Origin of the sequence: Senegalimassilia faecalis (assembly GCF_004135645.1) — a bacterium.
Classification (GTDB): domain Bacteria; phylum Actinomycetota; class Coriobacteriia; order Coriobacteriales; family Eggerthellaceae; genus Senegalimassilia; species Senegalimassilia faecalis.
The window spans coordinates 1,208,573-1,224,944 of the sequence record NZ_SDPW01000001.1 but is presented as its reverse complement, the minus strand read 5'-3'; the positions used below and the strand labels follow the sequence as shown (position 1 = coordinate 1,224,944).

Genomic DNA, 16,372 nt, shown 5'->3' with positions numbered 1-16,372 from the left:
GCTGTCATGAAGGGCGTTATGCTGTTTTTGACAGGTATATTTTACCGAAGCCCCTCGTCAGAGCCAAATTATGTGGAGATGCCCTCCACTATTTGTTCGATTGACAAATGGCGTTTCAGCATTTTCCCAGGTGAGTGCTTGAGATTTGCAGCCAGCGAAATCGGCCCAGAAATCCACGGCTCCGGCGAACAGACGTTACAAAAACTGCAGCGGTGGGCGCAATTTCGTGCGAGAATCGCTTACCGGAACAACGTGAACGGCAGGAACACCTGGTACTCGCGACCAAGCGGCGTCACCAGCGTCACCGTGCGCAACGTACCCGGCTCGGCATACAGCAGCAGCCCCAACACACAGAACATCACCACCAGCAGCGTCGCAACAAGCACGGGCGTGACCGAACGCGCATGCAGTCCAAACGCCAGTAGCGCCACAGCGCCTACCAGCAGCGGCCACAACCCTTCCGTCATGGCTTCAAGCGAATCCCACGCCACAATCCCCACGCTTATGGGGAGCAACAGCAAGCCCGCCGAAGCAAGCGTGACGCCAAGCAGAAATGCCGCGGCGCTTGCGTTGCCCGGCACAGGAACCGCCATGCGCACAATCCCCAAGACAATAAAGAACAGCGGCCAGCATTGCCACCAGGCGATTTCGCGAATTGCAGCAGAAGCGGCAATGGACACGCCAACCGTCACCAGCAAGCACCCCGCGCACAGCGCAAGGCAAATGCGCAAAAGCGACGGCCGTGTAAGCACGGCACCCGTAACGCTTTCCCGATTGCCGCCCGCAAGCTGTTCGGCGCCCGCAACGTCCATCGATGCGCCAGGCTCGCCAACCTCAGGAGACAATGCGCCCCCCTGCCGCGCGGCACTTGGCGGCGTCGGCGGCAAGTGCGCCGCGCTCACGTATGGCTGCGCCTGAGCCAAACGCGCGGCCGCCGCGCTGCGGCCGCGCGCGCTGCGACAGTCCACCACGCCAAACGTATCGGAATGTACAAGCTGCGGCTCAACGTCAACGGGCCGCACCCGCTTCGGAGCCTTCGGTAAAACCGCCCACAACGCCAGGTAGAGAAACCCCCCGAATCCCAGCGTCAACACAGAAAACGCCACGAAGAAAATACGTGTGACAACCGGGTCGACATCAAGCCGCTCCGCAATCCCGGCGCACGCGCCGCCAACCAGCGCATTGCGCGACCGGTAGAGATGGCGCCTCTCCGTCACCGCTCCTCCTGACCTGCTCCGTTTCGTTTCTCCTGGTCATCGCACATATTCGCCACGCGCTCAACACGCACCGCCAAAATGCGGCGGCGACGCATGGAATGAATCGTGAAGCGGAAACCGTCTTTCTCGAACGAGTAGCCCGTCTGCGGCACGGTGTCCAGCATGCTAAGCACCCAGCCGGCAATGGTCTCGTAGTCCTCAGACTCGGCAAGCGGCCAGCCCATTTCCACGGCGTCTTCCACCGGGAAACGCCCATCGACCAGCCATGCGTCGGGGCCTTCCTGCTTAATGACGGGACGCTCGCGATCCGTTTCGTCCATGATTTCGCCCACGATTTCCTCAACGATGTCCTCAACGGTAATTAAACCATCAGTGCCACCGTATTCGTCAACAACGATGGCCATCTGTTGCCGTTTCGTTTGCATCTCGGTCAGCAGGGGGAACACGTCTTTCGATTCCGGAATGAACAGCGGCTCAAACGCGTAGTCAACCGCCAAATCGTCGCCTTTGCCGTCCAGCACCGGCGGCACCAAATCCTTGTAATGGACGATGCCCACGATGCGGTCGATGTCTTCGTGAAACACCGGAAGGCGGGAATAGCCCGTGCCCATCATGCGATCAACCGCCTGCCGCACGGTTTCGGTGTCCTCGACCAAGATCATATCGACGCGCGGCGTCATAATCTCGCCCGCGTCCATGTCGCCAAGATCCAAAATCTCGTGAATCATGCGCTTTTCGTCGTCGAGCAGCTCATCGCTGTCCGCAACGAAATCCTTGATTTCCTCTTCCGCCGAGGGCGTCTGGCGCTTTTGCGCGCCCAAAAAACCGAACAAGCCTTTCAAACCTTGCTTGCTACTGTCGCCGTCTTCGATTTTGCCGCTCATGGGTTAAACCGCTTCCCTTTTCGTCCTTTTCCTTAAAGAGACAGACTACATGACATACAAAACTACCGCCAGGAATTGCAACACGCTTCCCGCCACAACCCACAAATGGAAAATGGAGTGCATGTACGGAACCTTTTTCAACACGTAGAAGATGCACCCGATTGAATAGCACACGCCGCCGATGACCAGCAGCCACAAACCTGCCGTAGGGATTGCGGAAACAAGCGCCGGCAAATACCACACGATAGCCCAGCCCAAGGCCAGGTACAGCACCGCCGAAATCCAACGTGGGCGAAACACCCAGAACGCCTCGCACGCCACGCCGGCAATGGCAAGCGCCCACACGAACGCGCACAGCCACACGCCGCCCGCATCCGCAAGCGTGATCAGGCAAAACGGCGTATATGAACCGGCAATGAACAAATAGATGCAACTATGGTCGAGCACCTTGAACACGCGCTTGGCCTTGTCGACCGCAATGGCGTGATACAGCGTGGACATGGTGTACTCAAGCAGCATGGTCAGCGAATACACCAGCGCGGCGAACAGCAGGATTCCACCGCCATGGCTGACCGCCTTCACCACCAAAATGGGAATGGCGGCAATGGCCAGCAGCGCGCCGATGCCGTGCGACACGGAATTGGCGATTTCCTCACCCAGCGTGTATTCGCGCACGTTGTGCTTCTTGTTGTGCTCGTTGGCCGATGTTGCCGTCGGCTCGTTGCGGCGCGCCTTCGCTTCGCGCAAATTGCGCGGCTTAAGCTGCGATGGCGTCCATGCGTGAGCAGGCGCGGGCGAGCCCTCCCCGCAGGTGGGCGCCGGCGATGCGTTGAGTGTTGTTTCAGTATCCATACGCCCTTTATACCATACGCCGGCCGCGCCCGATAATTCCGTTGCGCACCCGTAGCAATGCGGCTGCGCAACGGAAGCGCGCCCGCTTGCGCGCAGGGTTATACTAGCTAGCGAGATAAAGGCGCCACAAGCGCCCCCGATACGCACGCAAGGAGCAAACATGCAATACGACGAGCTGAAAGAGCATATCAAGCAGGCCATGAAGGCGCACGACAAGGTGCGCCTGTCCATCCTTCGCCAAGTACACGGTGAGATCAAGAACATCGAGGTCAACGAGCGCCGCGAAATCACCGAACAAGACGTCAACGACATGACGAAGCGCGTTATCAAGCAAACGAAAGAAACGCTGGAGGGCTCCATCAAAGCCGGCAACAACCAGGAGCGCACCGACACGCTGGCCGCGCAGGTTCAGATGCTTGAAGAGCTGCTGCCCCAGCAGCTGTCCGGCGAGCAGTTGTCCGCGCTCATCGACACCGTGCTGGCAGAAACCGGCGCTACCACGAAGAAGGAGATGGGCCGCGTGATGGGCGAGCTCACGAAGCGCACCGGCGGCAACTTCGATAAGGCCGCAGCGGCAAAGGAGCTGGGCGGCAAGCTTTCGTAAGCACGGCGCCCGCCCGCCGCGTCAAACGCAGCGTTGTGGACGGTTTGGTCGTGTTTTGCGGCCGCATCAGCCGCCACCCCGTCGGTTGTGGGCGGTTTCAGGCCGTCGAGGCGCGCGCCGCCTCGCAAAAGACCAGGTTCGCAAGGCGGCACGCCGCACGCGCGCCGGCCAAACCACCCACAACCGACGTGCGCGCAACAAAGGCCCGGCATATGCCGGGCCTTTTGCGTCCCTCCGATTACTCGAAGTGGTCGGCAGCTTTTTCCAGCTGCTCGATGATGTTGATGCTTTGCGGGCACATGGATTCGCACGCACCGCACTGGATGCAGTCGCTCGCGCGGCCCGGAGCCGCCTGCCAGCTGTACTGCTGCTTGGCGAACTCGGTGTTCTCCGTTTGGATTTCCAAGTTCAACAGGTTCATGATCTCGGGGATGGCAACCTGCTGCGGGCAATCCTTTACGCAGTAGCGGCAATTCGTGCACGGCACCGTAGACATAGCGGCCAGCACATCGCGCGCCGCGTCAAGCGCCGCCTGTTCTTCGGCCGAAAACGCGCCACCGTGCTCACGCCATTCCGCTACGTTCTGTTTCACCTGGTCAAGCGTCGACATGCCCGAAAGCACCGTCATGACATTGGGCTGGTTGAAGCAGAAGCGGTACGCCCACGACACCTGGCTGAGGTCGGGGCGAGCAGCCAGAAGCGGCGCGGCCACGGCTTCGGGCAGGTCGGCCAAACGACCGCCGCGCGCCGGTTCCATCACCACAACAGGCTTGTCGTACTTGCGCGCGACCTCCATGTTGCGGCGCGCCTGGACAACAGGACTTTCCCAATCCAGGTAGTTCACCTGCAGTTGGATGAAGTCCACCTCCGGATGCGCCTGCAGCAATTCCTCAAGCGTATCGGCGCCATCGTGCATGCTGAAGCCCACGTGGCGAATTTTGCCAGCCGCCTTCATCTCCTGCGCCCATTCCCACAAACCGAAGTCGTCGAACTTCTTCGTACGCTCGCCGCCTACGTTGTGCAACAGGTAGTAGTCCACATAGTCAGTGCCCAAGCGCTCAAGCGACGCGTCCAGGCACGCCTTCGCTGTTTCGGCGTCGGGAAGCGCCCAGGCCAGGCACTTCGTGGCAATGGTGAAGCTTTCGCGCGGATAGCGCTCCACCAGCGCCTCGCGCAGCGCAACCTCGGACTGGCCGTTGTGGTACACGAATGCGGTATCGAAATACGTACCACCCGCCTGCATAAACGCATCCACTATCTGTTTGACCTGCTCAACGTCAATAGCGGTGACGTCTTTGGGGTCGGTCAGCGGCAAGCGCATGCAGCCAAAGCCCAGCTTCGGCACCGTAGCGTATTCTTCTTTCATGAAATGCTCCTCTCGTTGCATTTCATGATAGCCATTGGAGTCAGCTTCAAGTCAAGGCGCAGGAAATCGAAAGCGGCCGAGCGTCACACCCGGCCGCTTTCGACTTTCACTTGTTATTCCTCGGGTTCAAGGGCGCCGGCAAGCACCTGCATGCGCGTTTCAACTTCCTCGATGATGCGACTGCAATCCTTCAGCTCGCTGCTTGCATCAATGCCGCGCACTTCGCTGACGGCCTTGTACTTCAGGTCGTGCTCAAGGCTGGCCCAAAAATCCATGGCCAGCGTACGCAGCTGAATCTCAACAGGAATGGACTCCTTCTTGTCCATGAAGAACACAGGGATGCGCACGATAACGTGCAAACTGCGATACCCGTTAGGCTTCGGGGCGGCAATATAGTCCTTCACCTTCACGATTTCCAGGTCGTCTTGCCTGTTGAGCAGTTCAAACAGGCTGTACACATCCTGAATGTACGGGCAGATAACGCGAATGCCCGCGATGTCTAGGATGTAGCGCTCCATGTTCTCAAGCGTGGGCTCGTAGCCGTAGCGTCCGATTTTCTCGTAAATGCTGGCCGGGCTTTTCAGGCGGCTTTCGATATGGTGAATGGGATTGCGGTGCTTCTTCAGGTTCAAGTCCTGGTCAAGAATCTCCAAACGCACCTTCATCTCGCGCATGGCGGCCTTGTATTTCTGCATGATGGACATGGTTTCGACGCTGGCCTTGTGCAGCGTTTCCATGCTTTCCTGATTCACGTGCAGATCGCTGTTGACGTTGAATGCGTTCAGGTCGGGCACGTTCGGAATAGGCAGCTGTTTTTTCGCGCTATCGTCGATAGTGCGCCCCGCTAAATTGCCGGCGTTTGCGGCTTCACCGGTTATTGTCATGATCGATGGCTCCTTCATGGTGGCGTTTTGGACCCTCCGCGCCAAAACGCGCGCCGCGTTCCCTCCAAGAATGCGGCGCGAATTGTGTCGAAACCATCATACCCCACTGCAGGCGGGTTCGAGCCTTCTCCGGCGTTTAGAACCAAGCCGTTACCCTTCCCCATTTCCCCAAAATCCGAGGAATAGGGCGAATGCAGCCACAAAATGACCCAAGTGTGTAGCCGTTACCTGCGCTCCTGTTCCTTCGCAAGCTTCCACAGCTCGTTTTGCTGCTTCGTGCTTACGTCTTCAAGGCGAACGCCCTGCTCAAACGCCATCTGCTCCATGGCAGCCCAGCGCCCGCGGAACTTGCGGCAGCTTGCCCGCAACGCGTTCTCGGCGTTTACGCCCATGCGACGAGCAACGTTAACCATGCTGAACAGCACGTCGCCAAGCTCTTCCTCCACGCACGCCATTGCCTCGGGGTCGCCCTCTACCTTGCCGTTCGCCGCTTTCGGGGCCTGGCCATAGGCCTCGTTCAGCTCGTCGATTTCGCTTTCGACCTGGTCCCACACATCGGCGAGCGTATCCCACTCGAACCCGGCGGCGGCCGCCTTGCGCGAAATCTTCTGCGCCTGCATCAGCGCCGGAAAACTCACCGGCACCCCGTCAAGCAGCCCTGCCGGCTTCTCCAGCTCGCCATGATCGCCGGCATCTGCGGAGCCCGCCCGCGCAGCGTTCTCGTCCGCCGCCTTCTTTTCCGCCAGCTTCACCTGGTCCCACAGGCTCAGCACTTCGGCCGCATCCGTTGCCTCGCTAGTACCGAACACGTGCGGATGACGGCGCACCATCTTCGCGTTCACATCCGCCGCAACGTCATCAATATCGAATTCCCCCTGATCAGAGGCAATCTGACTTTGCAACACCACCTGCAGCAGCACATCGCCAAGCTCTTCGCGAAGGTGCGCCGCATCGCCCGATTCAATTGCATCAACCGCTTCGTAGACCTCTTCGATCATATTGTGCGCTATGGACTGATGCGTTTGCTCGCGATCCCACGGGCACCCGTCCGGCGCGCGCAACGCCGAAATCGTGGCGACGAACCGGTCGAAGTCCTCGTGCCGCACGGGATGCGCCGCACGCTCGAGCGCTTCCGAATGCTGCTTCTCCTGCTCCATATGCCGCTCCTCTCAACGCTAATGTTGTTTCCGCAAGAGTATACCCTTGCCCCGCGTGCACGCTTCCCACACGAGCATCGGGTATCATGAAGCCAACAACCCTTGCGAGAAAGAACGTCATGATCATCAACGTGCCAACCATAGACGACCCGCGCCTTGACGCCTACGCACGCCTGACGGAAGTGCAGCTGCGCAACAAGCTGGAACCCGAAAAAGGCATGTTCATCGCCGAATCGTCCAAGGTCATCGAGCGAGCCGTAGCCGGTGGCATGCAGCCGCTTTCGCTGCTTATGGAAGAGAAGTTCCTTGCGGGCATGCAGCCCATTATCGACGAGATTTCCCGGCGCTACCCCGGTCTTGACCTACCCGCTTTCATTCTGCCGCACGGACAGCTAAAGAAGCTGACAGGTTTTGAGCTTACGCGCGGCGCTCTGGGCGCGTTTCGCCGTCCCGTGCCCGCCAGCGTCGAGGACGTCTGTCGCGGGGCGCGCCGCGTTGCCGTGCTTGAGGACATCACGAACCACACGAACGTCGGCGCCATTTTCCGTAGCGCCGCAGCCCTGGGCATTGACGCCGTGCTGGTTACGCAAGCTTGCTATGATCCGCTGTATCGTCGCGCTGTGCGCGTTTCCATGGGCACGGTGTTTCAGGTTCCCTGGGCTCGTATCGGGGCCGACTCGGGGGCAACGGGCACCGGCTCGTGGGCGCACGACGGCATTCCGCTGTTGCACAGCTTGGGGTTCAAAACGGCCGCGCTGGCGCTTTCCAACAACTCCATTTCGCTTGACAACCCGCAGCTGGCAGCCGAGGAAAAACTCGCGCTTGTGCTTGGCACGGAAGGCGACGGCCTTGCGGCGCACACCATCGCGAACTGCGATTACACCGTTCGCATCCCTATGGCGCACCAGGTTGACAGCCTCAACGTTGCGGCCGCAAGCGCTGTAGCTTTTTGGGAGCTGCGCGTCAGGTAGCGGCGACTCGCACGCTTCGGTATCGCCACGCACATCACCGCCGGAATGGCAGCAAGCGCAAAACACCGTTGCAGTTTCCACCAGGAAGCCCCGCAACCCCGTATCGCGTACGGTGCATTCACCCCATCAGCGCACCCCCCAACAGCGTCAAGAGTCGCCGCATACGCCACGTACCACGCCTATGCACAGGAAGACGTTGGCGAAGACGATGCCTCCCCCGCCCACCGACATGCTGCGCCCGCCTTGTTCTCGGTAACGGATTGTCCCCATTTTCCCATTTTCTGTACAATTACCTACTCCCCTGATCTTGTCTCGGCTAACGTTATCGACCGTTATCGCACCCGATTATTGCAAAAGCGGGTCTCGAGCGTTTTCGTGCCATTCCCCGCCACAAGCCAGACAACCCCGTTCGCGTCGGGTTAGTCGACGAATATTTCACCGCCGTCGACGAATCAAGCAATCTGGGCATGTAAAAGAAGCTTCTGGGTATGGACGTTGAGCTGCACCGCATGATCAATATGACGAACCGCAATCTGCGCTACAACGAGAAAAACCTGCGAGCAAGCGCCTCGGATTACATCACGTACGACATGGGACCGACGTCAAGCATGACCATTGCCGCCACGCTGAAGTACGCGCAAGAGGGCTTCGACGGCGTCATCCATATGAAATCCTCTGGCTGCACGCCCGAGATCGACTGCATGCCCGTGCTGCAGCACATTAACCGCGACATGCACACGCCCGTGCTGTATCTCAGCTTCGATTCCCAAACAAGCGACACCGGCCTTGACACGCGCCTCGAAGCGTTTTACGACATGCTCGCAATGAAGAAAGAGAAGCAGCGATGACCGCAACACAACCCGAAACCGCAGAGCAGAAGCCTGACGCGTTCCTTGGCATCGACATTGGTTCCATCCCCACGAAAGGTGTCATCATCGACAGCCAGCGCCAGATTATCGCACGTTCGTATCAATGGACCGAAGGCGACCCCGTCAACGCTTCACGACGTGTTATCGCAGAACTCGGCGGGCAAATCGATCAAAGCAAAGTTGCGGTACGAACAGTGGGAACAACCGGCAGCGCACGCCGCCTCGTTGGCGCCATGTGCGGTGCATCGGTAATCAAGAATGAAATCACCGCCCACGCCGTAGGCACCACGTTTCTGCACCCCGATGTTCGTACCATCCTAGAAATCGGCGACAGCAAAATCATCTGCGTAGATGGCGGCATCGCGGTCGATTACGCTATGAACACGCTGTGCGCGGCGGGCACGGGTGCCTTCCTTTCCAGTCAAGCCCATCGCCTTGACGTAGAGGTAGAGCAGTTCGGCGAAATCGCGCTGACCTCGAAAAAGCCCGCAAACATCGCAGCTCGCTGCACGGTATTCGCAGAAAGCGACCTGGTCCACAAGATTCAGGTAGGCTACGCACGCGAAGACATCATCGCCGGCCTGTGCAAATCCGTTGCCGTCAATTACCTCAACAACGTCGGCAAAGGTAAAAACATCATTGCTCCCGTGGTATTCCAAGGCGGCGTATCCAAAAACATTGGCATAGTAAAAGCATTTCGAGAACGAGTTGGGTACTCCCGTCATCGTTGACCCCGACGGACGCCTCATGGGCGCATTCGGGGCAGTACTCCTTGCAGCCGAAGAGTCGATATCTGCACGCAAGCCCGTAGAGGGCGATGTAACATCCTGCACCATGAAATCCGGCGAACTCGACTTCGACGCTCTCCAAGAGTTCGATTTCGAAACCAGAGAAATCGAATGCAACAAATGTGCAAACCACTGCGAGATCATCTGCGTAAACCGCGACGGAAAACTCATCGACAGCTGAGGAAACCGCTGCGAAAAAGGCGAGCTAAAGCCACGCCACTAGCAACCAGAACTGGGTCAATATGCGATCATTCCCCAATATAAAGGAAACGAGCTGCAAGCCTGAAACTCGCAGCTCGTTCCCTATTTGAATTGAGTCGACAAAGGCCCCCTCTTATGAGGCTTATTTCGCAACAAGCACGGGAATCTTAGAACCAGCAAGAACCTTATGGCTGACACTACCGGTATATTCTTTAAAACCCGAAAGACCGCGATTGCCAACAACGATCAAATCATAGCCGCGCTGCTCGGCAAGCCGCAGCAATTCGCTAGCAGGATTTGTACCCGTAACCAACATCGTATCAGTGCGCTCAACAACATCATCAGCAAGCTCATCAGTAGCAGCAGCAAGAAGGTCTTCACCATCAGATACCATCATGTCCAAAATGCTCTGAAAAGCAGTCATCTGGTCAGCATTCAAAAGTGGAATGGGTACGACATACACCAAATCAAGATGAGCATTCTTGTTCACCTGAGCAATAGAAACAGCCATTTTAAGCGCATGACGCGAACCATCGGATCCATCATAAGCAACCAACAACTTATCAACAGCCATACCAATCCCCTTCCCTCAGCATATTAAAAAGCTTGCACCCAATATAATGAGGATACGCCAAGAATGAGCACCAGCTACTTCACAAAGCAATGACGAAACCGCCGGAAATCGGAAGGCCAACCAAGCAAAATTATTCTACAAATAGTGAAATAGCAATAAAGTCCAGAACGCAGAACAGGCCGTGCGCACAGACGCCCTAAAACGCAAGAAGGGCCCGCGGGGGGATCCGATCCCCCCGCGGGCCCCGCCGGCCTCTGCGGCCGCTCGCGCGCATGAAGAAAAGCGCCCTCCGCGAGCGCGACGCCCTGCCCTCCCGCAGCCTTGCGCTGCAGTACTCTCGGCGAAGGCGGGCTTAACTGCCGGGTTCGGGATGGGACCGGGTGATCCCCGCCTCTGTGGTCGCGCTCGCGGGGGGCGCTCCCCCGCGGCTCATGGATATGAGCCTGCCCGGGTCCCCTTCCGGGGCGACCCTGGCGGCCGTGCAGCGAAGGAAGCGGAAAGCTCGCGACGCCTCGCAAAATCCCTTACGAGGATGCGAAGAGCTCGGGCTATCAGCAGCGCTCGGCTGAGCGGGTCGCCCCGCTTGCACCTGCGCCCTGTCGACCGGGTGTTCTACCCGGGCCCTTACCGTAAAGTGGACTCATCTCGGAGACGGCTTCCCGCTTAGATGCCTTCAGCGGTTATCCGTGCCGGGCGTAGCTAGGCGGCCGTGCCGTTGGTCGACAACCGCTGCACCAGAGGCCCGTCCACCCCGGTCCTCTCGTACTAGGGGCAGACCTCCTCAATCCACTTGCGCCTGCGGAGGATAGGGACCGAACTGTCTCACGACGTTCTGAACCCAGCTCGCGTACCGCTTTAAACGGCGAACAGCCGTACCCTTGGGACCGACTTCAGCCCCAGGATGCGATGAGCCGACATCGAGGTGCCAAACCTTGCCGTCGATGTGGACTCTTGGGCAAGATCAGCCTGTTATCCCCGGAGTACCTTTTATCCGTTGAGCGACGGCCGTTCCACTCTGTGCCGCCGGATCACTAGAGCCTGCTTTCGCACCTGCTCGGCCCGTCCGCCTCGCAGTCAAGCTGGCTTGCACTCTTGCGCTCTCGGGACGGTTGCCGACCGTCCTGAGCCAACCTTTGCGCGCCTCCGTTACTCTTTAGGAGGCGACCGCCCCAGTCAAACTACCCGCCTGGCACGGTCCGCGGCCCCGGTCAGGGCGCCGCGTTAGGCCGCCGGAACGGAGGGGGCAGTATTCCAAGGGCGGCTCCGCCGGGGCTGGCGCCCCGGTTTCGATGCCTCCTGCCTATCCTCTACGCGCCGAGCCAACGGCCAATGCCAAGCTGCAGTGAAGGTTCACGGGGTCTTTCCGTCCTTCCGCAGGTAATTCGCATCTTCACGAATAGTGCAATTTCACCGGGTCCATGGTCGAGACAGCGCCCAAGTCGTTACGCCGTTCGTGCAGGTCGGAACTTACCCGACAAGGAATTTCGCTACCTTAGGACCGTTATAGTTACGGCCGCCGTTTACCGGGGCTTGGCTTCAGCGCTTCGCACGAGTGCTAACGCATCCGCGTAACCTTCCGGCACCGGGCAGGCGTCAGACCCTATACTTCCCCTCGCGGGTTGGCAGAGTCCTGTGTTTTTGGTAAACAGTCGCTTGGGCCGTTTCGCTGCGGCCGCCCAGGGCTCGGGGAGCGTGTCCCTCCACCCCGGGCGGCGCTCCTTCTCCCGAAGTTACGGAGCGGTTATGCCGAGTTCCTTGACCATGGTTCCCCCGATCGCCTCGGTATGCTCTACCCGCCCACCTGTGTCGGTTTTGGTACGGGCGCCTCTGTCCCTGCCTAGGGGTTTTTCCAGGGAGCGTGGGCTCCGCAGCTTCGCCATGCGGCTTCGTCTCGCGTCTCGGCCTTTCCTGCAGGGCGGGTTTGCCTGCCCTGCGGCCTACGCGCTTTCACGGGGGCGTCCAGAACCCCGCCTGCGTACCCTTCTCCGTCGCCCCGTCGGTCTGAATAGCGGTCCAGAGGCGGTACAGGAATGTCCGCCTGTTGCGCATCGGCTACGCCTTCCGGCCTCGCCTTAGCTCCCGACTGACCCTGGGAGGATTAGCCTTCCCCAGGAAACCTTGGGCTTACGGCGGCGGCGTTTCCCGCGCCGCTCTCGTTACTCATGCCAGCATCCTCACTCCCCTGCGCTCCACCGTCGGTCGCCCTCCGGCTTCTCCGCCCAGGGGAAGCTCCCCTACCAATGTGTCTACATTCCGCCGCTTCGGCGCGTCGCTTAGCCCCGTGAATTGTCGGCGCGCCCCCACTCGACCAGTGAGCTGTTACGCACTCTTTGAATGCATGGCTGCTTCTAAGCCAACATCCTGGTTGTCTGGGCAGGGGCACATCCTTTGCCACTCAGCGACGACTTGGGGGCCTTAGCGGGCGGTCTGGGCTGTTTCCCTCTCGAGCACACAGCTTAGCCCACATGCTCTGACTCCCGGCCTTTCCGTCCCGTCGGCATTCGGAGTTTGGTCGGCATCGGTAGGCGGTGAGGCCCCCTCCTCCGTCCAGTGCTCTACCGCCGCGGGAAAACGGCCGGGGCTAGCCCTAAAGCTATTTCGGGGAGAACGAGATATCTCCGGGTTTGATTGGCCTTTCACCCCTACCCACGGGTCATCCCCTCCGTTTTCAACCGAAGTGGGTTCGGCCCTCCACGGGGTCTTACCCCCGCTTCAGCCTGCCCATGGGTAGCTCACCCGGCTTCGCGTCCACCGCGCGCGACTACGTCGCCCGCTTAAAGACTCGCTTTCGCTGCGGCTCGCTTCTATAGCTTAACCTCGCCGCGCGCGGTGACTCGCTGGCTCATTCTACAAAAGGCACGCCGTCACAGCGCGATGGCTGCTCCGGCTGCTCGTGGGCGCGAGGTTTCAGGCGCTGTTTCACTCCCCTCTCGGGGTGCTTTTCACCTTTCCCTCGCGGTACTGGTTCGCTATCGGTCGCGGGAGAGTGTTCAGCCTTGGAGGGTGGTCCCCCCTGCTTCGCGCGGGGTTTCACGTGCCCCGCGCTACTCTGGGAATCGGGAACCCGCTGCCTGCGCCTCTTCGGGTACGGGGCTCTCACCCTGTTCCGCCGGCCTTCCCAGGCCGTTCCCCTGAGGGGCAGGTTTATGACAGCGGGAGGGGGGTGCGGCCCCCTCGCGTCCCGCCCAGCAACCCCGGCGCGGAAGCGCCCGCACGCTGTGACACGCGCGCCGGTTTGGGCTGGCCCGGTTTCGCTCGCCGCTACTCCCGGGATCTCGGTTGATTTCTCTTCCTCGGGGTACTTAGATGTTTCAGTTCCCCCGGTTGCCTCCTGGCGCCCTATTTGATTCAGGCGCCGGTAGCGGGGCATTGCCCCCGCTGGGTTCCCCCATTCGGGAATCCCGGGATCGAAGGCCGTTTGCGCCTCCCCCGGGCTTATCGCAGCTTGCCGCGCCCTTCGTCGACTTCCCGCGCCAAGGCATCCGCCTCGCGCCCTTAACATCTTCCATCCAAGGGATCCTGACTGAATTAGTACAGGTCGTTCAAATCGATAGAGAATACCAGATGAATGATCGTTGCGATCGTGAAGAATCCGAATCGTCTTAATTGGATCGATTCTAAATAATTCGTTCTCGGGGGCCGGGGGGATTGCCCCGGCCCCGCGTCGTTGTGCTTTCGCTTCGCTTCGCTGTTCGGCTGTCAAGGTGCCTCGGGGCGGGAGCCCCGGGAGCCGGATGCTGGATGGAAGAGACTTCCAGTGAGGCAGCGATTCTCTTGATTGGTCGAATCTCCCTAGAAAGGAGGTGATCCAGCCGCACCTTCCGGTACGGCTACCTTGTTACGACTTCACCCCCCTCACCCTCCACACCTTCGACGCCTCCGCCCCCCGGAGGGGTTCGGCCGGCGGCTTCGGGTGCAGACGACTCGGGTGGTGTGACGGGCGGTGTGTACAAGGCCCGGGAACGTATTCACCGCGGCGTGCTGATCCGCGATTACTAGCAACTCCGGCTTCACGGAGGCGGGTTGCAGCCTCCGATCCGAACTGGGGCCGGCTTTGCGGGATCCGCTCCCCCTCGCGGGGTGGCAACCCTCTGTACCGGCCATTGTAGCACGTGTGCGGCCCAGGGCATAAGGGGCATGATGACTTGACGTCGTCCCCGCCTTCCTCCGGCTTGACGCCGGCGGTCCCCCGCGAGTCCCCAACTGAATGCTGGCAACACGGGGCAGGGGTTGCGCTCGTTGCGGGACTTAACCCAACACCTCACGGCACGAGCTGACGACAGCCATGCACCACCTGTCACCGCTCCTTCCGGCCACGGCGTCTCCGCCGCTTCACGGTGATGTCAAGCCCTGGTAAGGTTCTTCGCGTTGCTTCGAATTAAGCCACATGCTCCGCTGCTTGTGCGGGCCCCCGTCAATTCCTTTGAGTTTTAGCCTTGCGGCCGTACTCCCCAGGCGGGGCGCTTAACGCGTTGGCTGCGGCGCGGAAGATGTTATCCCCCACACCTAGCGCCCATCGTTTACGGCTGGGACTACCAGGGTATCTAATCCTGTTCGCTCCCCCAGCTTTCGCGCCTCAGCGTCAGTTTCGGCCCAGAGAGCTGCCTTCGCCGTCGGTGTTCCTCCCGATATCTGCGCATTCCACCGCTACACCGGGAATTCCGCTCTCCCCTACCGCACTCGAGAGCGCCAGTTCGGGACCCGGCCGGGGGTTGAGCCCTCGGGTTAGAGGTCCCGCTTAGCGCTCCGCCTACGCGCGCTTTACGCCCAATGAATCCGGATAACGCTCGCCCCATACGTATTACCGCGGCTGCTGGCACGTATTTAGCCGGGGCTTCTTCTGCGGGTACCCTCGTTGAAGTGTTCCCCGCTGAAAGCGGTTTACGACGCGGACGCCTTCGTCCCGCACGCGGCGTTGCTGCGTCAGGGTTGCCCCCATTGCGCAAAATTCCCCACTGCTGCCTCCCGTAGGAGTCTGGGCCGTATCTCAGTCCCAATGTGGCCGGTCGGTCTCTCAACCCGGCTACCCGTCGTCGGCACGGTGGGCCTCTGCCCCGCCGTCTACCTGATGGGCCGCGACCCCATCCCCCGCCGCCAAGGCTTTCCCGGCCAGGACATGCGTCCTTGCCGGAGTACCAGGTATTAATCCCCCTTTCGGGGGGCTGTCCCTGGGCGGGGGGCAGGTCGGTCACGTGTTACTCACCCGTTCGCCGCTTCATGTCCGCCCGGAGGCGGTTTCATCGCTCGACTTGCATGTGTTAGGCACGCCGCCAGCGTTCATCCTGAGCCAGGATCAAACTCTCCGTTGAAGAAGAGCGGGGCCGGTCTCCCGTCCCCGCGATCTTTGGCATAAAAAGAAAAACTTTAAAAGAAATTGTAAATCCGGGGCAGGCGGGCTCAAAATAGGTAGGCCCTGCCTGCGCTGGCTTCACTGGCTATTGTGATCGTCTCTTGTCCAGTATCCGGTTCTCAAGGTTCCCGCCTGCGGGGTCGCCCCCGCGGCTTTCGGCCTTCGCGCTTTCGCGCTTGGCGCAAGATTGAATAATACGCGCCTCCCCGCCCCGATGCAAGGACTATTTTCCGTTGGGCTGTTTCTCCACGTTTCATACATATTTGGGTTTTGAGAGACCTAACCCGTCGACAAGCCGTTGGCGAATTTGGAGCGCCTACTTGAATCCGGGATGTTTACTTATATGGGTCCCAATCTTCTGACGCCTTTATCTAAATATAGGTACGGACGTTTCGCCCTCCCCTTCCGCTTTTGCCAAGCAGCCTTCACGTGCTACAGCTCTCTAAGTCTTTTATTGTTGGCAATTCGCTTCGCATGCCGTTTCTGCTTTTCCTTATCCAGGGTCACCTTATTATTCTGCACATGCAGTGGATTAAAGGGCCTTCTTGCTTTTGAGCGCAAACGGCTTCTCTTGGAGGGGAACCTTCTTTGGAGTCAATCTTGATTGGCGCTTTATTCTGGGTCGTTGTTTTTGGCTCCATTTGGCACGTTGTTC

The 16,372-nt window shown here is 59.8% G+C and carries 12 protein-coding genes and 3 rRNA genes; 5 read left to right on the top strand and 10 right to left on the bottom strand.

What is annotated here, in order from left to right:
- Positions 1–239 precede the first annotated feature (239 nt).
- The 3 genes from ET524_RS05105 to trhA are packed head-to-tail and all read right to left on the bottom strand — an operon-like array spanning position 240 to position 2,953.
- Positions 240–1,217, bottom strand: coding sequence for a PspC domain-containing protein (locus ET524_RS05105; RefSeq protein ID WP_129423789.1), 978 nt, complete (start codon positions 1,215–1,217; stop codon positions 240–242).
- Entirely contained in the window at positions 1,214–2,101 is an 888-nt protein-coding gene (locus tag ET524_RS05100; protein WP_129423787.1) for a hemolysin family protein, read from the bottom strand. Before ET524_RS05100 ends, ET524_RS05105 begins: the two co-directional genes overlap by 4 nt.
- 45 nt (positions 2,102–2,146) lie before the next feature.
- Positions 2,147–2,953, bottom strand: a complete 807-nt coding sequence (trhA, locus tag ET524_RS05095; RefSeq protein ID WP_129423785.1) for a PAQR family membrane homeostasis protein TrhA — start codon at positions 2,951–2,953, stop codon at positions 2,147–2,149.
- 160 nt (positions 2,954–3,113) lie between these two features.
- On the opposite strand from trhA, the gene ET524_RS05090 reads away from it, so the two are divergent.
- Entirely contained in the window at positions 3,114–3,557 is a 444-nt protein-coding gene (locus ET524_RS05090; protein WP_129423783.1) for a GatB/YqeY domain-containing protein, read from the top strand.
- A 238-nt stretch (positions 3,558–3,795) separates the two neighbouring features.
- Here the strand turns inward: ET524_RS05090 and ET524_RS05085 are convergent, their stop codons facing one another.
- The 3 genes from ET524_RS05085 to mazG form a co-directional block, all read right to left on the bottom strand.
- On the bottom strand, positions 3,796–4,923 hold the full coding sequence (locus ET524_RS05085) for an aldo/keto reductase (protein WP_129423781.1): 1,128 nt from the start codon (positions 4,921–4,923) through the stop codon (positions 3,796–3,798).
- 113 nt (positions 4,924–5,036) lie between these two features.
- On the bottom strand, positions 5,037–5,807 hold the full coding sequence (locus ET524_RS05080; RefSeq protein WP_236648255.1) for a GTP pyrophosphokinase: 771 nt from the start codon (positions 5,805–5,807) through the stop codon (positions 5,037–5,039).
- A gap of 224 nt (positions 5,808–6,031) precedes the next feature.
- Positions 6,032–6,964: a nucleoside triphosphate pyrophosphohydrolase gene (gene mazG / locus ET524_RS05075; RefSeq protein WP_129423779.1), complete on the bottom strand. Its 933-nt coding sequence runs from the start codon at positions 6,962–6,964 to the stop codon at positions 6,032–6,034.
- Between the two features lie 119 nt (positions 6,965–7,083).
- Between mazG and ET524_RS05070 the strand changes: the two genes are divergently transcribed.
- From ET524_RS05070 to ET524_RS11930, 4 genes are all read left to right on the top strand, one after another.
- Entirely contained in the window at positions 7,084–7,935 is an 852-nt protein-coding gene (locus tag ET524_RS05070) for a TrmH family RNA methyltransferase (protein WP_129423777.1), read from the top strand.
- Between the two features lie 488 nt (positions 7,936–8,423).
- A complete protein-coding gene (locus ET524_RS05065; protein ID WP_201738673.1) occupies positions 8,424–8,783 on the top strand; it encodes a 2-hydroxyacyl-CoA dehydratase in 360 nt (119 codons plus the stop codon).
- Entirely contained in the window at positions 8,780–9,535 is a 756-nt protein-coding gene (locus ET524_RS05060; RefSeq protein WP_236648254.1) for an acyl-CoA dehydratase activase, read from the top strand. The genes ET524_RS05065 and ET524_RS05060 overlap by 4 nt, the downstream gene beginning before the upstream one ends.
- A 16-nt stretch (positions 9,536–9,551) precedes the next feature.
- Positions 9,552–9,773 (top strand): hypothetical protein, encoded by a 222-nt coding sequence (locus ET524_RS11930; RefSeq protein WP_236648253.1) that lies wholly within the window; start codon positions 9,552–9,554, stop codon positions 9,771–9,773.
- A 162-nt stretch (positions 9,774–9,935) separates the two neighbouring features.
- On the opposite strand, the gene ET524_RS05055 is transcribed toward ET524_RS11930, so the two are convergent.
- The 4 genes from ET524_RS05055 to ET524_RS05040 form a co-directional block, all read right to left on the bottom strand.
- Entirely contained in the window at positions 9,936–10,367 is a 432-nt protein-coding gene (locus ET524_RS05055) for a universal stress protein (protein WP_129423775.1), read from the bottom strand.
- Positions 10,368–10,659: 292 nt separating this feature from the next.
- A 5S ribosomal RNA gene (rrf, locus tag ET524_RS05050) occupies positions 10,660–10,774 on the bottom strand.
- A gap of 123 nt (positions 10,775–10,897) precedes the next feature.
- A 23S ribosomal RNA gene (locus tag ET524_RS05045) occupies positions 10,898–13,876 on the bottom strand.
- A 287-nt stretch (positions 13,877–14,163) separates the two neighbouring features.
- Positions 14,164–15,676, bottom strand: a 16S ribosomal RNA gene (locus tag ET524_RS05040).
- The 16S, 23S and 5S rRNA genes sit together here, the layout of an rRNA operon.
- Between the last annotated feature and the right edge of the window lie 696 nt (positions 15,677–16,372).

Coding starts and splice junctions, on each gene's coding strand:
- ET524_RS05090 (WP_129423783.1), top strand. CDS start 3,114: ATGCAATACGACGAGCTGAAAGAGCATATCAAGCAGGCCATGAAGGCG.
- ET524_RS11930 (WP_236648253.1), top strand. CDS start 9,552: ATGGGCGCATTCGGGGCAGTACTCCTTGCAGCCGAAGAGTCGATATCT.
- ET524_RS05060 (WP_236648254.1), top strand. CDS start 8,780: ATGACCGCAACACAACCCGAAACCGCAGAGCAGAAGCCTGACGCGTTC.
- ET524_RS05065 (WP_201738673.1), top strand. CDS start 8,424: ATGGACGTTGAGCTGCACCGCATGATCAATATGACGAACCGCAATCTG.
- ET524_RS05100 (WP_129423787.1), bottom strand. CDS start 2,101: ATGAGCGGCAAAATCGAAGACGGCGACAGTAGCAAGCAAGGTTTGAAA.
- ET524_RS05080 (WP_236648255.1), bottom strand. CDS start 5,807: ATGACAATAACCGGTGAAGCCGCAAACGCCGGCAATTTAGCGGGGCGC.
- ET524_RS05055 (WP_129423775.1), bottom strand. CDS start 10,367: ATGGCTGTTGATAAGTTGTTGGTTGCTTATGATGGATCCGATGGTTCG.
- ET524_RS05070 (WP_129423777.1), top strand. CDS start 7,084: ATGATCATCAACGTGCCAACCATAGACGACCCGCGCCTTGACGCCTAC.
- ET524_RS05085 (WP_129423781.1), bottom strand. CDS start 4,923: ATGAAAGAAGAATACGCTACGGTGCCGAAGCTGGGCTTTGGCTGCATG.
- trhA (WP_129423785.1), bottom strand. CDS start 2,953: ATGGATACTGAAACAACACTCAACGCATCGCCGGCGCCCACCTGCGGG.
- mazG (WP_129423779.1), bottom strand. CDS start 6,964: ATGGAGCAGGAGAAGCAGCATTCGGAAGCGCTCGAGCGTGCGGCGCAT.